Origin of the sequence: Cellulomonas sp. ATA003 (assembly GCF_031582905.1) — a bacterium.
Lineage (GTDB): Bacteria > Actinomycetota > Actinomycetes > Actinomycetales > Cellulomonadaceae > Pengzhenrongella.
Map to the genome: position 1 here is coordinate 1,328,857 of NZ_CP133990.1, position 16,391 is coordinate 1,345,247.

The 16,391-nt window shown below is 73.8% G+C and carries 14 protein-coding genes, 3 pseudogenes and 1 riboswitch; of the genes and pseudogenes, 13 read left to right on the forward strand and 4 right to left on the reverse strand.

What is annotated here, in order from left to right; genetic code table 11:
* Positions 1-14 precede the first annotated feature (14 nt).
* Together REH70_RS06560 and REH70_RS06565 are read right to left on the reverse strand one after the other, a co-directional pair.
* Positions 15-878 carry a PAC2 family protein gene (locus REH70_RS06560; RefSeq protein WP_310753307.1) on the reverse strand — a complete coding sequence of 288 codons (864 nt, stop codon included), beginning with the start codon at positions 876-878 and terminating at the stop codon, positions 15-17.
* 101 nt (positions 879-979) lie between these two features.
* Positions 980-1,828 (reverse strand): sigma-70 family RNA polymerase sigma factor, encoded by an 849-nt coding sequence (locus REH70_RS06565; RefSeq protein WP_310753308.1) that lies wholly within the window; start codon positions 1,826-1,828, stop codon positions 980-982.
* Between the two features lie 251 nt (positions 1,829-2,079).
* A riboswitch (SAM riboswitch) is annotated at positions 2,080-2,191 on the forward strand.
* A 15-nt stretch (positions 2,192-2,206) separates the two neighbouring features.
* Between REH70_RS06565 and REH70_RS06570 the strand changes: the two genes are divergently transcribed.
* Together REH70_RS06570 and REH70_RS06575 are read left to right on the forward strand one after the other, a co-directional pair.
* Entirely contained in the window at positions 2,207-3,697 is a 1,491-nt protein-coding gene (locus REH70_RS06570) for an LLM class flavin-dependent oxidoreductase (RefSeq protein WP_310753309.1), read from the forward strand.
* 96 nt (positions 3,698-3,793) lie between these two features.
* Complete coding sequence (locus REH70_RS06575) at positions 3,794-4,546, forward strand: HAD family phosphatase (protein ID WP_310753311.1); 753 nt, start codon at positions 3,794-3,796, stop codon at positions 4,544-4,546.
* Between the two features lie 76 nt (positions 4,547-4,622).
* Here REH70_RS06575 and REH70_RS06580 read toward each other — a convergent pair whose 3' ends face one another.
* Positions 4,623-5,048, reverse strand: a complete 426-nt coding sequence (locus REH70_RS06580) for a VOC family protein (protein ID WP_310753312.1) — start codon at positions 5,046-5,048, stop codon at positions 4,623-4,625.
* A gap of 66 nt (positions 5,049-5,114) precedes the next feature.
* Positions 5,115-6,071 (reverse strand): PD-(D/E)XK nuclease family protein, encoded by a 957-nt coding sequence (locus REH70_RS06585; RefSeq protein ID WP_310753313.1) that lies wholly within the window; start codon positions 6,069-6,071, stop codon positions 5,115-5,117.
* Between the two features lie 164 nt (positions 6,072-6,235).
* On the opposite strand from REH70_RS06585, the gene REH70_RS06590 reads away from it, so the two are divergent.
* From REH70_RS06590 to REH70_RS06630, 11 genes and pseudogenes are all read left to right on the forward strand, one after another.
* Positions 6,236-7,396 (forward strand): site-2 protease family protein, encoded by a 1,161-nt coding sequence (locus REH70_RS06590; protein WP_310753314.1) that lies wholly within the window; start codon positions 6,236-6,238, stop codon positions 7,394-7,396.
* 32 nt (positions 7,397-7,428) lie between these two features.
* Entirely contained in the window at positions 7,429-8,454 is a 1,026-nt protein-coding gene (locus REH70_RS06595) for a tRNA (adenine-N1)-methyltransferase (protein ID WP_310754161.1), read from the forward strand.
* Between the two features lie 89 nt (positions 8,455-8,543).
* Complete coding sequence (gene arc, locus REH70_RS06600) at positions 8,544-10,271, forward strand: proteasome ATPase (RefSeq protein ID WP_310753315.1); 1,728 nt, start codon at positions 8,544-8,546, stop codon at positions 10,269-10,271.
* 126 nt (positions 10,272-10,397) lie between these two features.
* Positions 10,398-10,505 (forward strand): annotated as a pseudogene (locus REH70_RS20490) (hypothetical protein); the annotation flags it as partial.
* Between the two features lie 10 nt (positions 10,506-10,515).
* A pseudogene (gene dop / locus REH70_RS06605) lies at positions 10,516-11,789 on the forward strand (depupylase/deamidase Dop); the annotation flags it as partial.
* A 94-nt stretch (positions 11,790-11,883) separates the two neighbouring features.
* Positions 11,884-12,051: a hypothetical protein gene (locus REH70_RS20495; RefSeq protein WP_396134786.1), complete on the forward strand. Its 168-nt coding sequence runs from the start codon at positions 11,884-11,886 to the stop codon at positions 12,049-12,051.
* A gap of 101 nt (positions 12,052-12,152) precedes the next feature.
* Positions 12,153-12,344 carry a ubiquitin-like protein Pup gene (locus REH70_RS06610; RefSeq protein WP_310753317.1) on the forward strand — a complete coding sequence of 64 codons (192 nt, stop codon included), beginning with the start codon at positions 12,153-12,155 and terminating at the stop codon, positions 12,342-12,344.
* 6 nt (positions 12,345-12,350) lie between these two features.
* Positions 12,351-13,249: pseudogene (gene prcB, locus REH70_RS06615) on the forward strand (proteasome subunit beta).
* A complete protein-coding gene (gene prcA, locus REH70_RS06620) occupies positions 13,246-13,941 on the forward strand; it encodes a proteasome subunit alpha (RefSeq protein ID WP_310753318.1) in 696 nt (231 codons plus the stop codon). The pseudogene prcB and the gene prcA overlap by 4 nt, the downstream one beginning before the upstream one ends.
* Before the next feature lie 8 nt (positions 13,942-13,949).
* Positions 13,950-15,311, forward strand: a complete 1,362-nt coding sequence (pafA, locus tag REH70_RS06625; protein ID WP_310753319.1) for a Pup--protein ligase — start codon at positions 13,950-13,952, stop codon at positions 15,309-15,311.
* 217 nt (positions 15,312-15,528) lie between these two features.
* Positions 15,529-16,389, forward strand: a complete 861-nt coding sequence (locus REH70_RS06630; RefSeq protein ID WP_310753321.1) for an FKBP-type peptidyl-prolyl cis-trans isomerase — start codon at positions 15,529-15,531, stop codon at positions 16,387-16,389.
* The last annotated feature ends 2 nt before the right edge of the window (positions 16,390-16,391 follow it).

The following is a 16,391-nucleotide window of genomic DNA, read 5'->3' on the forward strand; positions in this document are numbered from 1 at the left end:
GCGGCCGAGGCGACCTACGCGCCGGTGCCCTTGTCCCGCCGGCGCAGGAACCGCTCGAACTCGCGCGCGATCGCCTCGCCGCTCGCCTCGGGCAGGTCGGCGGTGTCCTTGGCCTCCTCGAGCTGGTGGACGTACTCCGCGATCTCGGTGTCCTCGGCCGCGAGCTCGTCGACCCCGTGCTGCCACGCGGCGGCGTCGTCGGGCAGCTCGCCGAGGGGGACGGGCTCACCGAGCAGCTCCTCGATGCGTGCGAGCAGCGCGAGGGTGGCCTTGGGCGACGGCGGGTGGGCGACGTAGTGCGGCACCGCCGCCCACAGCGACATCGCACGCAGGCCACGCTCGGACGCCTCGTGCTGGAGCACCCCGACGATCCCGGTCGGGCCCTCGTACGTGCTCGGCTCGGCGCCGACCAGCGCCTGGACCTCCGGGTCCTCGGCGGACGCGCTCACCGGGATGGGACGCGTGTGCGGTGCGTCGGCGAGCAGTGCGCCGACCGTGATGACCGACCGGACGCCGAGGGTCGCCGCGATGTCCAGCAGCTCGGCGCAGTACCGGCGCCACCGCATCGACGGCTCGATGCCGTGCACGAGGACGACGGTGCGCCCGGACTGCGGCGCGGTGGCCACGGCGATGTGCGTGGTGGGCCAGGTGATCTCGCGACGCCCGGAGTCCCCGACGGCGACCGTCGGCCGGTTCACCTGGAAGTCGTGGTACTCCTCGGGGTCCAGCTCGTCGACCTCCTCGGCGCCCCATACCTCGTGCAGGTGCGCGAGGGCCTGGCTGGCGGCGGACCCCGCGTCGTTCCAACCCTCGAAGGCGGCGAGCAGGACCGGTTCGCGCTCGGCTCGGTCCTCGCCCTGGTGCTGCTGCTCGGTCATCCGGTCAGCCTAGGCCGCATCGGTCGGGGCCGAGAGCCAGGCGCGGAGCCTCGGCCGCGATGTCCCGGTGCCCCGCACCCGCAGCCACCCGTCGGCGGGCGTCATGCGACGGCGTGCCGGGCCCTCGGGTCGCGCTGGGTGGGCAGGACCACCAGCGCCGCCTCCGCGGCATGGGTCGCCACCCGCGCGTAGTACGCCTGCCGACGGCGCTCGACCACGCCGTCGGCGCGCCTCGGTGCGGGCACCAGCTCCGGGTCGAGGTGGGCGTTCATCCCGTCACGCATCAGCGCCATCGCCTCGGTCCGCAGCTGGCTGACGCGCGACTGGGTCACGCCGATCTCGGCGGCCAGCTCCGCGGCGGGGCGCCCCTCGAAGAAGATGCCCACGACGACCTGGCGCAGGGTGTCGGGCAGCGCGGCGACGGCGGCGTGCAGGTACTGCTGGCGCTCGCCGACCAGGAGGCTCCCCTCCGGGCCGAGTGCGGCGTCCGGCACGCTGTCGACCAGGGACGACTCGTCCGGGCCGGCGTCCATCGACAGCACCTGCACCTCGGAGACGGACCGGGCCGCGGTCACCTGGTCGGGCGTCATCGACAGGTGCTCGGCGACGTCGTGGTCGGTCGGGGTGCGTCCCAGGGACGCGGTCAGCTCGGTGGTCGCCCGGGTGACGCGGGTGGCTCGCTGGCGGGCCTGACGCGGCGCCCAGTCCTGGCCGCGCAGCTCGTCGATCAGCGCCCCGCGGATCCGCATCGCGGCGTACCGGTTGAAGGGCACGCCGGTGCCGGGGTCGTACGCGCGGGCGGCTCGGACCAGGGCGAGGAGCCCCGCGGACGTCAGGTCGTCGCGGTTGACGTGTGCGGGCAGCCGGGCGGCGAGGGACCGGACCTCGTGGCCCACGACGGCGATGTGCTCGGTGACCAGGGCGTTGGACGGGTGCTCGTCGGGTGGCATGCAGCTGGCTTCCGGTCGGCAGGTGCGGTCGCGCCCCCAGGCTCACCCAGGCGGGGGCTACCGCGACCGCAGCGGGCGCCGGCTGGCGCCACGGCCGGCGACCCGGGGCCGCTCGGCCGAGGCTCCGTGCGTCGTGCCGGAGGGCGACGAGCGACTCGTGTGCAGCGCGACCTGTCGCGGCGCATCGGCGGAGTCGTCCGGTGCGTGGACGATCTTGACCCATGGAGTGAGACGTCCCTAGGTTCGGCGCAGGTCATGAGTGCCAGCGCGCAGCCCCGGCTTGCTGGTCGGCAACCCCTCCTCGTCGTGGGGGTGCTCCGGGTGAGGACCTGACCCGCGCGTCCGCGCGGGTAAGACGAGCCCGGAGGAGCACCACCCATGGCCCAGCGCATCGTCCTGAACGCCTTCGACATGACCTGCGTGACGCATCAGTCCGCCGGGACGTGGCGCCACCCGGACAGCCAGGCGTGGCGGTACAACACCCTCGAGTACTGGACCGACCTGGCCCGGCTGCTCGAGCGCGGCCGCTTCGACTCCCTGTTCATCGCGGACGTCGTCGGGGTCTACGACGTGTACCGCGACACGGTCGCCGCCTCGCTGACCGACGCGGTGCAGGTCCCGGTGAACGACCTGTTCGCGCAGGTGCCCGCCATGGCCGCGGTCACCGAGCACCTCGGGTTCGGCATCACGAGCGCGCTCACCTACGAGCAGCCGTACGCGCTGGCCCGCAAGTTCTCGACGCTGGACCACCTCACGGGCGGTCGCGTGGCGTGGAACGTGGTGACCGGCTACCTCAACAGCGCAGCCATCAACCTCGGCTTCACCCGCCAGCTGGGTCACGACGAGCGGTACGACCTCGCGGACGAGTTCCTCGACGTCACCTACAAGCTCTGGGAGGGCTCGTGGGACGACGACGCCGTCGTGCGCGACAAGGAGAGCGGGGTCTTCACCGACCCGACGAAGGTGCACCCGATCGGGCACCAGGGCACCTACTACAGCGTCCCCGGCATCCACCTCACGGAGCCGAGCCCGCAGCGCACGCCGGTGATCTTCCAGGCGGGGGCGTCGTCCCGCGGGCGCGCGTTCGCGGCGAAGCACGGCGAGGGCGTGTTCATCAGCCCCGCGACGATCGCCCAGGCGAGGGAGACGAGCGACGACGTCCGCGACCGGGCGCAGGCGCTGGGCCGGTCGCGCGACTCGGTCAGGATCTTCGCGCTGGTCACCGTGATCACCGCCGAGACCGACGAGCTCGCGCACGCCAAGTTCGCCGACCTCCTCTCCTACGCGTCGGCGGAGGGCGCCCTGGCGCTGTACGGCGGCTGGACCGGCGTGGACTTCTCGCAGTACGACCCGGACCAGCCGCTCGTCGAGGTCGAGAACGACAGCCTGCGGTCGGTGCTGGCCTCGCTGGCCACCATCGACCCGGCGCGCCGGTGGACGCCGATGGACATCGTGACCCAGCGCAGCATCGGTGGCATGGGCCCCGTCATCGTGGGGTCGGCGCAGACGGTCGCCGACCAGCTCGAGCAGTGGGTCGACGAGGGCGGGATCGACGGCTTCAACTTCGCCTACGCCATCACGCCGGGGACGTTCGAGGACCTCGTCGAGCTCGTGGTGCCCGAGCTGCAGCGCCGGGGGCGCGCGCGGACGGAGTACGAGGGCACGACGCTGCGGGAGAACCTCTACGGCCCGGGGCACGTGCTCGCCGAGGACACCCATCCGGCCCGCCGCTACCACGGCGCGTTCACGGACGGTGCGACCGCGGCGGACGGGACGCGTGGCTCGATCATCTCCGACCGGCTCGCGGCGCAGGCGGGCCAGGCGGACCAGGCGGGCGAGGCGGGCCCGGCGGCGGCAGCCCCGGCCTGACCGGTCGGCGCGACGGGCGTCGGCCGGGGCGCCGGATCGGGCGTCGGACCCGGCGCGCCGGATGCGGCTAGCCTCCTCGGTGGCATGGCCCGACGTATGACGACCCTGGAGCTGACTGTGACCGTCCGTCCAACTCACGGTGCCGCAGGTGAGGGTGCCGACCGGGCCCTCCCGCTTCCCGAGGCCGTGCTGTGGGACATGGACGGCACCCTGGTCAACACCGAGCCGTACTGGATGGCCGCCGAGACCGAGCTCGTCGAGGCCCACGGCGGGACGTGGAGCCACGAGCAGGGGCTGGCCATGGTGGGTCAGCCGTTGGAGGTCAGTGCGCGGATCCTGCGGGACCACGGCGTGGACCTCCCGGCCGAGGAGATCGTCGACTTCCTCATCGGTCGGGTCGTCGACGAGGTCGGGCGGCACGTGCCGTGGCAGCCCGGGGCGCGCGAGCTCCTCCTCGCGCTCGCCGAGGCCGAGGTGCCGTGCGCGCTCGTGACGATGTCCTACCGGCGGCTCGCCGACCCGTTCGTCGCGGCCGCCCCGCCCGGGGTCTTCCGCGCGGTGGTCGTGGGGGACGAGGTCACCCACGGCAAACCGCACCCGGAGGCGTACCTCACGGCGGCGGCCCAGCTCGGGGTGGACCCGACGCGGTGCGTCGCCGTGGAGGACTCCCCGTCCGGCATCGGCTCCGCGCTCGCCTCCGGTGCGCGCACCATCGGGGTCGAGGTCATGCTGCCGATCGCCCCGGCGCCGGGCCTGAGCAGGGTGGGATCGCTCGCCGACCTGACCCTGGACGACCTCGCGCGCGTCGCCGGCGGAGACGTCCTGGACCTCATGGCGCCGACGGCCTGACCGCCGACGCAGCGATGAGCACGCGGCACGCTGAGCGCGAGGACCGCACGTGTCGGTCTCGTGCCCGTTCGCGAGCTCACGGACCCGGATGCTCGCGCTGAGGGACGGGCGCTCCGTCCGCGCCCGCCGACGCACCGTCGCGCGCACCCTGACGGCCCGATGGCGACGACGGCCCGGTGGCGACGACGCGGTTGCCGTCGGGATCGGCAAGGACCAGCACGCGGGACGAGGTGGCCTGCTGCGGTCCGTCGTGAGCGAGACCGGCCGCCGTCAACCGAGCGGCCAGGGCGTCGAGGTCCGACTCGTCGAGCACCATGCACGACCGCCCGGCGCGATCCGCATCCCGCCACACCTGGACGCCGAACGTCGGCGCCAGGTGCCACTCCAGGAGTCCGTCCATGGGGCGCGCGTGCGGAGGGCCCTCGAAGAGGATGGAGTACCACCGCTCGGCGATGTGCAGGTCGCTGACGGCTGACTGGGCGAGGATGCGTCGGAAGGTCATGCAGGGCCAGACCGGTGACGACCCGAGGACTCATCGGTGCGCCGTCCGTTCCTGGCTCGCAGCCGGTCAGGCCGGCGTGCTGACCGGTGCGGCGACGTCCCGGTCCGGCTCGTCGTCGGGGCGGACGCCCAGCGCCACCTCGACCGCACCGGCCGGCACGGGCGGCGGCGTACCGCCGAACGCCGGGCACAGCGACTGGTGCGCGCACCAGCCGCACAGCGCCGACGTGCGCGGCTTCCACTCGCCCGAGCGCGCGGTCCGCTGGATGGACTCCCACAGCCAGCGCACCCGTCGCTCGGTCGTCACGAGCTCGGCCTCACCCGGCTCGTGGCGCAGCACCTGCCCGTCCCCGAGGTAGACGAGCTGCAGCATCCGCGGCACCTCACCGGTCGACCGCCACAGCACGAGCGCGTAGAACCGCATCTGGAACAGGGCGTTGCCCTCGTAGCCGGCGCGCGGGGACCTGCCCGTCTTGTAGTCGACGACCCGCACGGCACCGTTCGGCGCGACGTCGAGCCGGTCGACGATGCCGCGCAGCAGCGGACCGTCGTCCAGCTGGCTCTCGATGAACAGCTCGCGCTCGTGCGGCTCGAGCCGGGTGGGGTTCTCGAGGGTGAAGTACGTCCCGAGCAGGTCCCCCGCACCGGCCAGCCACGCGCTGACCTGATCGGAGGAGGTGAACAGCTCGGCGAGGCGCGGCTCCGTCTCGCGCAGCCGGTCCCACTCGGCGGGGAGCATCGCGCGCGCCGCCTCCACCGTGCGCTCACCCGCCGGCGCGTCGTAGAGGCGCTCGAGGACGGCGTGGACGAGCGTGCCGCGGGCCGCCGCCTCGCTGGCCGGCTCGGGGAGCTTGTCCACGACGCGGAACCGGAACAGCAGCGGGCACTGCATGTAGTCGTTGGCCCGCGACGGCGACAGACCCGGCCGACGCGGCCGGTCGACCGGGGCCGGGACGACGGCATCGCCCACGGGCGCCACGGCGGTGGACGGTGCGGTGGGGGAGATGAGGGTCGAGGACGACATGCGCACGAGGGTAGGTCGCCCCACCCACACGCCGATCCACCCACGCCGGTGCACCACCACGCCGGTCCACCCACTCCGGTCCACCTACGCTGCCCACGCCCGGGTCCGTGCGCGCGGGACGTCGGCGGCACAGCCGTGTCACCGCCACCACCTACGCTGAGCGGGTGCAGCAGCCGAGCAACGGACCCCGGCGGGGATCCCGCCCCCAGGGCACCGCCGGGTGGGTCATCGGTCACGCCGCCGGCGCCCCGATCATCCTGGCCCGGTCGTGGATCGTGGCCGCGGTCGTCCTCACGGTGATCTTCGCCCCGACCGTGCGCGGCTTCGGCTTCGGCCTGAGCGAGGCGGCGACCTACGCGGTGTCGCTGACCTTCGTCGTGCTGCTGTTCGCCTCGGTGTTCCTGCACGAGCTCGCCCACGGGTTCGTCGCCCGGGCGAACGGCCTGCGGGTCCACGAGTTCGCGATCACGCTGTGGGGCGGGCACACCTCGTTCGCCGGCGGGGGCGCGACGGCACGCGTGAGCGCCCTCATCGCCGTGGTCGGGCCGCTGACCAACATCGCGCTGGCCGTCCTCGCGTGGGCCGCGGTGCAGGCGGTCGGCTCGACCGGGCTGCTCGTCGCGCTCCTGTACTCGGCTGCGTTCGCCAACGCCTTCGTCGGTGTCTTCAACCTCGTGCCGGGCCTGCCGCTGGACGGCGGCCGCGTCCTCGAGGCGCTGGTGTGGGGCGTGACCGGGAACCGCTACCGCGGCACGGTGGTCGCGGGCTGGGCCGGGCGGGTCGTCGCCATCGGCCTCGTGCTCTGGACGATCGCCCTGCCGCTGGCGCGCGGCGGTCAGCCCTCGCTGTTCACGGTCCTGTGGGCCGTCCTCATCGCCGGCTTCCTGTGGACGGGCGCCACGGCAGCGCTCACCGGTGCCGCGGCGCAGCGGTCGGTCGAAGGGCTGTCCGCCGCCCGGCTGGGGCGCCCGGCCGTCGTCGTGCCGCTCGGCTCGACGCTCGCCGACGCGCAGCGGGCGGCGCTCGCAGCCGGCGTCGTCCACGTCGTCGTGCTCGCCCGCGACGGCCGGCCCGCTGCCTACGTCGACCCGGGCGCGGCCGCCACGGTCCCCGTCGAGGCGTACTCCACGACCGACGTGCTGTCCGTCGCCGTGCCCATCCCGGTGGGGGCGGTCGTGGACGCGGGCACCACGGGGGAGGACCTCGCGCACGAGGTGAATCGCGTCGCGCCGATGTCCCCGGTCATGGCACTCGTCGACGCCGGCCGGGTCACCGCCCTGCTGTTCACGAGCGACGTCGTCGCCGCCCTCGGCGCGCGCTCCTAGACTCGACCCCCGTGACCCAGACGCCCCCGCCCCTGCCGCACGAGCCGAGCGAGCCGGACCCGACCCGACCCGGCGCCACCGCCACCGGGGCCGAGATCCGCCGCGGCCCGCTGCGCGAGGGAGACCGGGTCCAGCTCACCGACCCCCGCGGCCGCCTGCACACGATCACCCTCGCGGCCGGGGGCCAGTTCCACACGCACAAGGGCTTCCTGCTGCACGACGACCTGCTCGGCCGGCCGGAGGGGTCGGTCGTGCGCAGCACGGCCGGCATCGAGTACCTCGCCCTGCGCCCGCTGCTCAGCGACTACGTGCTGTCGATGCCGCGCGGCGCCGCGGTGGTCTACCCCAAGGACGCCGGGCAGATCGTCGCCATGGCGGACATCTACCCCGGCGCGCGCGTCGTGGAGGCCGGGGTCGGCTCGGGCGCGCTGACGATGTCGCTGCTGCGCGCGGTCGGCGACGCGGGGTCGCTGCACTCCATCGAGCGGCGCGAGGACTTCGCCGCGATCGCCCGCGGCAACGTCGAGCTCATGTTCGGCGAGCCGCACCCGGCCTGGACCTTGTCGGTGGGTGACCTGGCCGACGTCCTGCCCACGGTCACCGAGCCCGGCTCGGTCGACCGCGTCGTGCTCGACATGCTGGCCCCGTGGGAGAACCTCGACGCCGTCGCGACCGCGCTCGCCCCCGGCGGGGTCCTCATCGCGTACGTCGCCACGACGACCCAGCTGTCCCGCCTCGCCGAGGACCTGCGCAGCGACGGCCGGTACACCGAGCCCGAGGCGTGGGAGTCCATGGTGCGCGGGTGGCACCTCGAGGGCCTCGCCGTCCGGCCGCAGCACCGGATGATCGGGCACACCGGCTTCCTGCTCACCGTGCGCCGGATGGCCGACGGCGTCGAGGCCCCGCTGCGGCGTCGTCGTCCGGCCAAGGGGTCCTACCCGGTCGACGCGGCCGAGCCCGGCGAGTGGAGCGCGGAGGACCTCGGTGAGCGTCCGATCTCCGACAAGAAGGTCCGGCGCGTGCGGCGCGACGTCGGCCAGGCGCCCGAGACGCCCTGATCCGCCGGCCGACCCCGCGTGGTGCGGCGCCGCAGCCCTGGGGCGTGCATAGGCTGGGCCATCGCCAGCCCACGCGGAAGGGGGCCGTCATGACGGATCCGTCGGGCATCGCCCAGCACCCGGACCACCAGCGCCCGGACCACGCCCAGCAGCCGGACTACGCCCAGCACCGTGAGCAGCTCCGGCAGCGGGAGGTCGAGCGCCAGGCCGCCGCCCTCGCCGCCAAGAACGAACGGCTCGCCGACGCCCTCGTGGCGGCACGGGAGCAGATCGTCGACCTGCGGCGACAGCTCGACGAGCTCGCCAAGCCGCCCGGCACGTACGCGCTGTACCTCGGTGCCCGTGCCGACGGCTCGGTCGACGTCGTCTCGGCCGGACGCAAGATGCACGTCGGCGCGAGCCCCGCGCTCGACCTCGCCGCCCTGCGGCCCGGCCAGGAGGTCATGCTCAACGAGGCCCTCACGGTCGTCGAGGCGGGCGGGTACGAGCCGGTCGGCGAGCTCGTCACGGTCAAGGAGCTGCTCGGCGGCGACCGTGCACTCGTGGTGGGTCACGCCGACGAGGAGCGGGTCGTGCGGCTGGCCGGCCCCCTGCTCGACGACGCGGGCCCGGTGCGCGTGGGGGACGCGCTGACGATCGAGCCGCGCAGCGGCTTCGTGTTCGAGCGCATCCCGCGGGCGGAGGTCTCCGAGCTCGTGCTCGAGGAGGTCCCCGACATCGACTACTCCGACATCGGGGGCCTCGGCCCGCAGATCGAGGCGATCCGGGACGCCGTCGAGCTGCCGTTCCTGCACCCCGACCTCTTCCGGGAGCACGGGCTCAAGCCCCCCAAGGGCGTGCTGCTCTACGGGCCGCCCGGGTGCGGCAAGACGCTCATCGCCAAGGCCGTCGCGCACTCGCTGGCCGCGACCGCGGCCCGCGCCCGCGGCGAGGAGACCGGGGAGGGCGCCGAGGCGAAGAGCTTCTTCCTCAACGTCAAGGGCCCCGAGCTGCTCAACAAGTACGTCGGCGAGACCGAGCGGCACATCCGGCTGATCTTCGCCCGGGCCCGGGAGAAGGCGTCCCAGGGCCACCCGGTCGTGGTGTTCTTCGACGAGATGGAGTCCCTGTTCCGCACCCGGGGCACCGGGGTGTCCTCCGACGTCGAGACGACAATCGTGCCGCAGCTGCTCAGCGAGATCGACGGCGTGGAGCGGCTCGACAACGTCATCGTCATCGGCGCGTCCAACCGCGAGGACATGATCGACCCGGCGATCCTGCGGCCCGGCCGGCTCGACGTGAAGATCAAGATCGAGCGTCCCGACGCCGAGGGCGCGAAGGAGATCTTCGCGAAGTACCTCACGCCCGACCTGCCCATCCACCCCGACGACCTCCTCGAGCACGACGGCGACGCCGCTGCCGCCGTCGAGGCGATGATCGACCGCGTCGTGGAGCGGATGTACACCGAGAGCGAGGAGAACCGCTTCCTCGAGGTCACGTACGCGTCGGGGGACAAGGAGATCCTGTTCTTCAAGGACTTCAACTCCGGCGCGATGGTCCAGAACGTCGTCGACCGCGCCAAGAAGTCGGCCATCAAGGACTTCCTCGCGACCGGTCAGCGCGGCATCCGGGTGGATCACCTGCTCACCGCGTGCGTGGACGAGTTCAAGGAGAACGAGGACCTGCCCAACACGACCAACCCGGACGACTGGGCGCGCATCTCGGGCAAGAAGGGCGAGCGGATCGTGTTCATCCGCACGATCGTCACGAGCAAGAAGGGCGGCGCCGACGGGTCCCGCACGATCGAGACGGTCACCAGCACCGGGCAGTACCTGTAGCCGGGTGCGGTGCGGGCGTGGGCGGCGCCGGTGGGGGCCGCCCACGCTGACTAGGGTGGCCCGGTGACCGTGCGCCGGGTGATGGGGATCGAGACGGAGTACGGGGTCCTCGAGCCCGGCAAGCCGATGGCGAACCCGATGCTGCTGTCCAGCCACGTCGTCGCGGCGCACGTGCCCGCCCGGGTCGGGTCGCGAGCCCGTGCGCGCTGGGACTACGACGACGAGGACCCCCTGCACGACGCGCGTGGCTTCCACGTGCCCCGCGCCGCGGCGCACCCCTCGATGCTCACCGACGACCCCGCGCACGCCGCGCCGCCCGCTCCCGCCGCAGGGGGACGCCGCCGCGTCGACCGCGGACGCCGCCGCGGTCCTCGAGGAGGTCGCCCGTCCCGCGGTCGAGGAGTACGACGACCCGAGCGCGGCCAACGTCATCCTCACCAACGGCGCGCGCCTGTACGTCGACCACGCGCACCCCGAGTACTCGTCACCGGAGGTCACCGGACCGCTGGACGCCGTCCGCTGGGACCGTGCCGGGGAGCTGGTCATGCTGGCGTCGGCGCGGGCGCTCGCCGCCAACCCGGCCCTGCCCGACGTCGCCCTGTACAAGAACAACGTCGACGGCAAGGGCGCGTCGTACGGGACGCACGAGAACTACCTCGTCGACCGCGCCGTGCCGTTCGCCGACCTGGCCCGCCGGGTCATGCCGTTCCTCGTCACCCGTCAGGTGTTCACCGGAGCCGGCCGGGTCGGCCTCGGGCAGCGCGGCGAGGAGCCCGGCTTCCAGCTCAGCCAGCGCGCGGACTACATCGAGGCCGAGATCGGCCTGGAGACGACGCTGCGGCGCCCCATCGTCAACACGCGCGACGAGCCGCACGCGGACCCCGAGCGGTGGCGCCGGCTGCACGTGATCATCGGCGACGCCAACCTGCTCGAGGTGGCGACGTACCTGAAGCTGGGCACCACGTCGGCGGTGCTGTGGCTCGTGGAGCAGGCCGTCCGCGCCGGGCACGACGAGGCGGCCGCGGGCCGGACGGCGCACGGTGCCGCAGCCGGCGACGTCCCGGCCGACGACCTCGCGGCGGCGCTCGCCGTGGTCGACGGCCTCGCGCTGCGGGACCCGGTCGAGGCCGTCCACACCGTGAGCCGCGACCTCGCCCTCACCGCGCGTCTCGAGCTCGCCGACGGTCGGTGGCTCACCGCGCTGGAGATCCAGGGGAGTACCTCGCGGCGGTGCGTCGCGCGATGACGGCGACCCGCGGCGCGGCGCTCGATCCGGAGACGGCGGACGTCCTCGACCGCTGGGGGTCGGTGCTCGACCGCCTGGCCACCGCGCCGGCGTCGTGCGCCCGTGAGGTCGAGTGGCTGGCCAAGCTGCGCCTGCTCGAGGGGCTGCGCCGGCGCGACCACCTCGCGTGGGACCACCCGCGGCTCGCCGCGGTCGACCTGCAGTGGTCCGACGTGCGACCCGAGCGGGGGCTCTACCACCGGCTCCTCGAGGCCGGGGCGGTCGAGCGCCTGGTGGACCCGGACGCGGTCGCCCGGGCGACGGTCCACCCCGCCCGACACGCGCGCGTACTTCCGCGGCGAGGCGCTGGCCCGGTACGCCGACGAGGTGTCCGCGGCGAGCTGGGACTCGATCATCTTCGACGTCGCCGGCGCGCCGACCCTGCAGCGCGTGCCGATGCGCGACCCGCTGCGGGGCACCCGTGCGCACGTGGGCCGGCTGCTCGACGCCTGCCCGGACGCCGGCGCGCTGCTGCGGTCGCTCGCCGGCGGCTGAGCGCGCGGCGACGGGCGGCCGACCGGGGCGCCGTCCACCCCGGTGTCGGTGCCCTGACATAGGGTGGGAGGAGCAGGCAGCACCCATCCGCGGAGGTCACCATGGCTGGTCAGGAACACGTCAGGCCCCAGCGACGGGACGGCGGGGACGAGCCCGAACCGGTCACCCCGCCGGCGCCCGCCGCGCAGTCGCAGGACACCGAGGTCGACGCCCTCCTCGAGGAGATCGACGAGGTCCTGGAGTCCAACGCCGAGCAGTTCGTGCGCGGGTTCGTGCAGAAGGGCGGCCAGTAGGCCTCGATGAGCAGCGACCCCTACGGCCGTCTCCCGCGTGCCTTCACGGCGCCGGGATCGTCCTCTTCGTCGAGTTCCTCGCCGGTCACGCGCCGGAGCTCCTCCCGGGCCGTGCGCTGCCCGCCGGGCAGGTCCCCGCGGCCCCGCACGCCACCACGATCGTCGCCCTGACGTTCGACGGCGGCGTGGTGATGGCCGGGGACCGTCGCGCCACCATGGGCCCGACGATCGCGCACCGTGAGATCGAGAAGGTGTTCCCCGCCGACGAGTTCTCCGCGGTGGGGATCGCGGGCTCCGCGGGGCTCGCGCTGGAGATGGTGCGACTGTTCCAGCTCGAGCTCGAGCACTACGAGAAGATCGAGGGCGCGCTGCTGTCGCTCGACGGCAAGGCGAACCGCCTCGGGACGATGATCCGCTCCAACCTGGGGCTCGCGATGCAGGGCCTGGCGGTCGTCCCGCTGTTCGCGGGGTACGACCTCGACCGGCGCACCGGGCGGATCTTCTCCTACGACGTCACCGGCGGCCGCTACGAGGAGCACGACCACCACAGCGTGGGGTCCGGGTCGGTCTTCGCCCGCGGCTCCCTGAAGAAGCTGTGGCGCCCGGGCCTGGACGCCGAGGGCGCCGTCCGCGTCGCGGTGGAGGCACTGGTCGACGCCGCCGACGACGACTCCGCGACCGGCGGCCCGGACACCGTCCGGCGGATCTGGCCGGTCGTGGCCACGGTGACCGCGGCCGGGTACCTGCGCACCGACGCGGACGCGTTGGCGGGCGTGGTCGACGCGGTGCTCGACCACCGTCGGGGGCAGCACGAGCGCGAGCGTGACGGGCGTGCCGGCGGCGCGCGCGACGGGGACGGGCGCACCGGTGATGCGCGCCCCGCGACGGACGGAGGCGCGCGATGAGCATGCCGTTCTACGTCTCGCCCGAGCAGCTCATGAAGGACCGCGCCGACTACGCGCGCAAGGGCATCGCGCGCGGCCGGTCGGTGGTCGTCCTCGCCTACGACGACGGCATCGCCTTCGCGACCGAGAACCCGTCGCGTGCGCTGCACAAGGTGTCGGAGATCTACGACCGCATCGCGTTCGCGGCCGTCGGCAAGTACAACGAGTTCGAGAACCTCCGCGTCGCCGGGGTGCGGTACGCGGACCTGCGCGGCTACTCCTACGACCGCGGCGACGTCAACGCCCGCGGTCTGGCGAACGCCTACGCCCAGACCCTCGGCACCGTGTTCACCACCGAGTCCAAGCCGCTCGAGGTCGAGCTCGTCGTCGCCGAGGTCGGGGCCGAGCCGGGGGCGGACCAGATCTACCGGCTGTCCTACGACGGGTCGGTGACCGACGAGCACGGGTACGTCGTCATGGGCGGCCAGGCGGAGCACCTCGGCGCGCGGGTTGCCGGGGAGTGGGCGGCGGGCATGACGCTGCCCCAGGTCCTGGGGCTGGCGGTGCGGACCCTGGGGGCCCAGGCTGAAGGGGAGACCCGGGTCATCCCGGCCGGTCAGCTCGAGGTCGCGGTCCTGGATCGCACCCGGCCGCGCCGCGCGTTCCGCCGTCTGAGCGGACCGCTGCTCGAGGACCTGCTGGCCGGGACGTAGGGAGCAGCATGGACCGGCGGATCTTCGGCCTCGAGACCGAGTACGGCGTGACCTGTGCCGCGGACGACGGCCGCGGCCTGTCCGCGGACGAGGTCGCGCGGTACCTCTTCCGCAAGGTGGTCGCGTGGGGGCGGTCGTCCAACGTCTTCCTGCGCAACGGCTCGCGGCTCTACCTCGACGTCGGGTCGCACCCCGAGTACGCGACCGCGGAGTGCGACGACGTCCGCCAGCTCGTCGCGCACGACCGCGGCGGCGAGCGCATCCTCGAGGGCCTCGTCGCCGACGCCCAGCAGCGGCTGGTGCACGAGGGGCTCGCCGGACGCATCCACCTGTTCAAGAACAACACCGACTCGGCCGGCAACTCCTACGGCTGCCACGAGAACTACCTCGTGCGGCGCCAGGGGGACTTCGCGCGGCTGTCGGACGTGCTGGTCCCGTTCCTCCTCACCCGGCAGGTGCTCACCGGGGCCGGCAAGGTCCTGACGACCCCGCGCGGGACCCGGTACTGCCTGTCCCAGCGTGCCGACCACATCTGGGAGGCCGTCTCGAGCGCCACCACGCGGTCGCGGCCGATCATCAACACGCGCGACGAGCCGCACGCCGACGCCGAGCACTACCGGCGCCTGCACGTCATCGTCGGTGACTCCTCGATGTCGGAGACGACGACGATGCTCAAGGTCGGCTCGACCGACCTCATCCTGCGGATGATCGAGGCCGGCGTGCCGCTGCGCGACCTCGCACTGGAGAACCCGATCCGCTCCATCCGGGAGATCAGCCACGACATGACCGGCATGGCGCCGGTGCAGCTCGCCAACGGCCGCACCGCCACGGCGGTGGACCTGCAGGAGGAGTACCTCGCGCGGGTCAAGGAGTTCGTGGCGTCCGACGTCGGCCCGACGCCCGAGGTCAAGCAGGTGGTCGACCTGTGGGAGCGGGGACTGCTCGCGCTGCGCACCGGGGACCTGGGCCTCGTGGACCGGGAGCTCGACTGGGTGATCAAGTGGAAGATCCTGCAGCGCTACATGGACAAGCACGACCTGCCGCTGTCCGACGCGCGGATCGCCCGGCTCGACCTCGCCTACCACGACATCTCCCGCACCGAGGGGCTGTACAACATGCTCGCCGCGCGCGGGATGGTCGAGCGGGTGACCACCGACCTCGAGGTCTTCGAGGCGACCGCCGTCCCGCCGCAGACCACGCGCGCCAAGCTCCGCGGTGACTTCGTCCGCCGCGCGCAGGAGGCGCGCCGGGACTACACGGTCGACTGGGTGCACCTGAAGCTCAACGACCAGGCGCAGCGCACCGTGCTGTGCAAGGACCCCTTCCGCAGCGTGGACGAGCGCGTCGAGCGGCTCATCGAGTCGATGTGATGTGACCCGCTCACCCGGGCCGACCGGCGCTGACGGGCGCCGACCGGCCGTGACCGGCCGTGACCGGCGCTGACCGGGGTCGGCCCGCGACCGAGGCCCGTCCGCCGCGCAGTAGGGTGGGCCGCCGATCCGGTGCGGCACCCGCCACGGTGCCGGCGCCCGGAGGCAGCCGGTGGTCCGTCCGGCGCCGACGAACGAAAGGCTCGACGTGCGACGTGTGCTGGTCGCGGTCCTCGCGACCGCGCTGCTCGTCGGGTGCTCCCCGAGGTCCGAGCCCGCGCCGGAGGTCGACGTGACCGGCGGCGCCGGTGAGGAGCCGTCGCTCGAGTACACCCCGCCGCTGACGATCAGCGAGGCCACCTCGGAGGTCCTCTGGGAGGGCACCGGCCCCGAGCTCGAGGACTCCGGACCGGTCCTGCTCGACTACCGCCTGCAACGGGCGGACGACGGCTCGCTCGTCGAGGAGACGTACTCCACCGTCCCCAAGCCGTTCACGCTCACGCCCGAGGTGCTCAGCGCCGACCTGCACGAGGCGCTCGACGGCCGGACCGTCGGCTCACGGCTGCTGCTGCTGCTGCCGGCGACGTCCGACACGTCGAGCTTCGCGTCGGTCATGGTCGTCGACGTGCGTCCCACCCGGGCGTGGGGCGAGCCGGTCGAGCCCCGCGAGGGGCTCCCGGCCGTGACGCTCGCCGAGGACGGCGAGCCGCTCATCGAGACCCCGCAGGGGGACCCGCCCCGCTCGCTCGTCGTCCAGGCGCTGCTGCGCGGTGACGGCGACCAGGTCGTCGAGGGGTCCACGGTCACCGTGCAGTACACCGGGGTCCGCTGGTCCGACGGCTCGATGTACGACTCGAGCTGGGTGCAGGGCGGCCCCGAGTCGTTCGACCTGGGCTCCGGCGTGCTGCCCGGCCTGGCCGAGGGGCTCCTCGAGCAGACGGTCGGCAGCCAGGTGATGCTCGTCATCCCGCCCGAGAGCGGCGGTGCCGTCGGCGGCGAGGAGGACACCCTCGTGCTCGTCGTGGACATCCTGGCGACCAGCGCACCCGCGCCGGACGCCCTGACCGAGGAGGGCTGAAC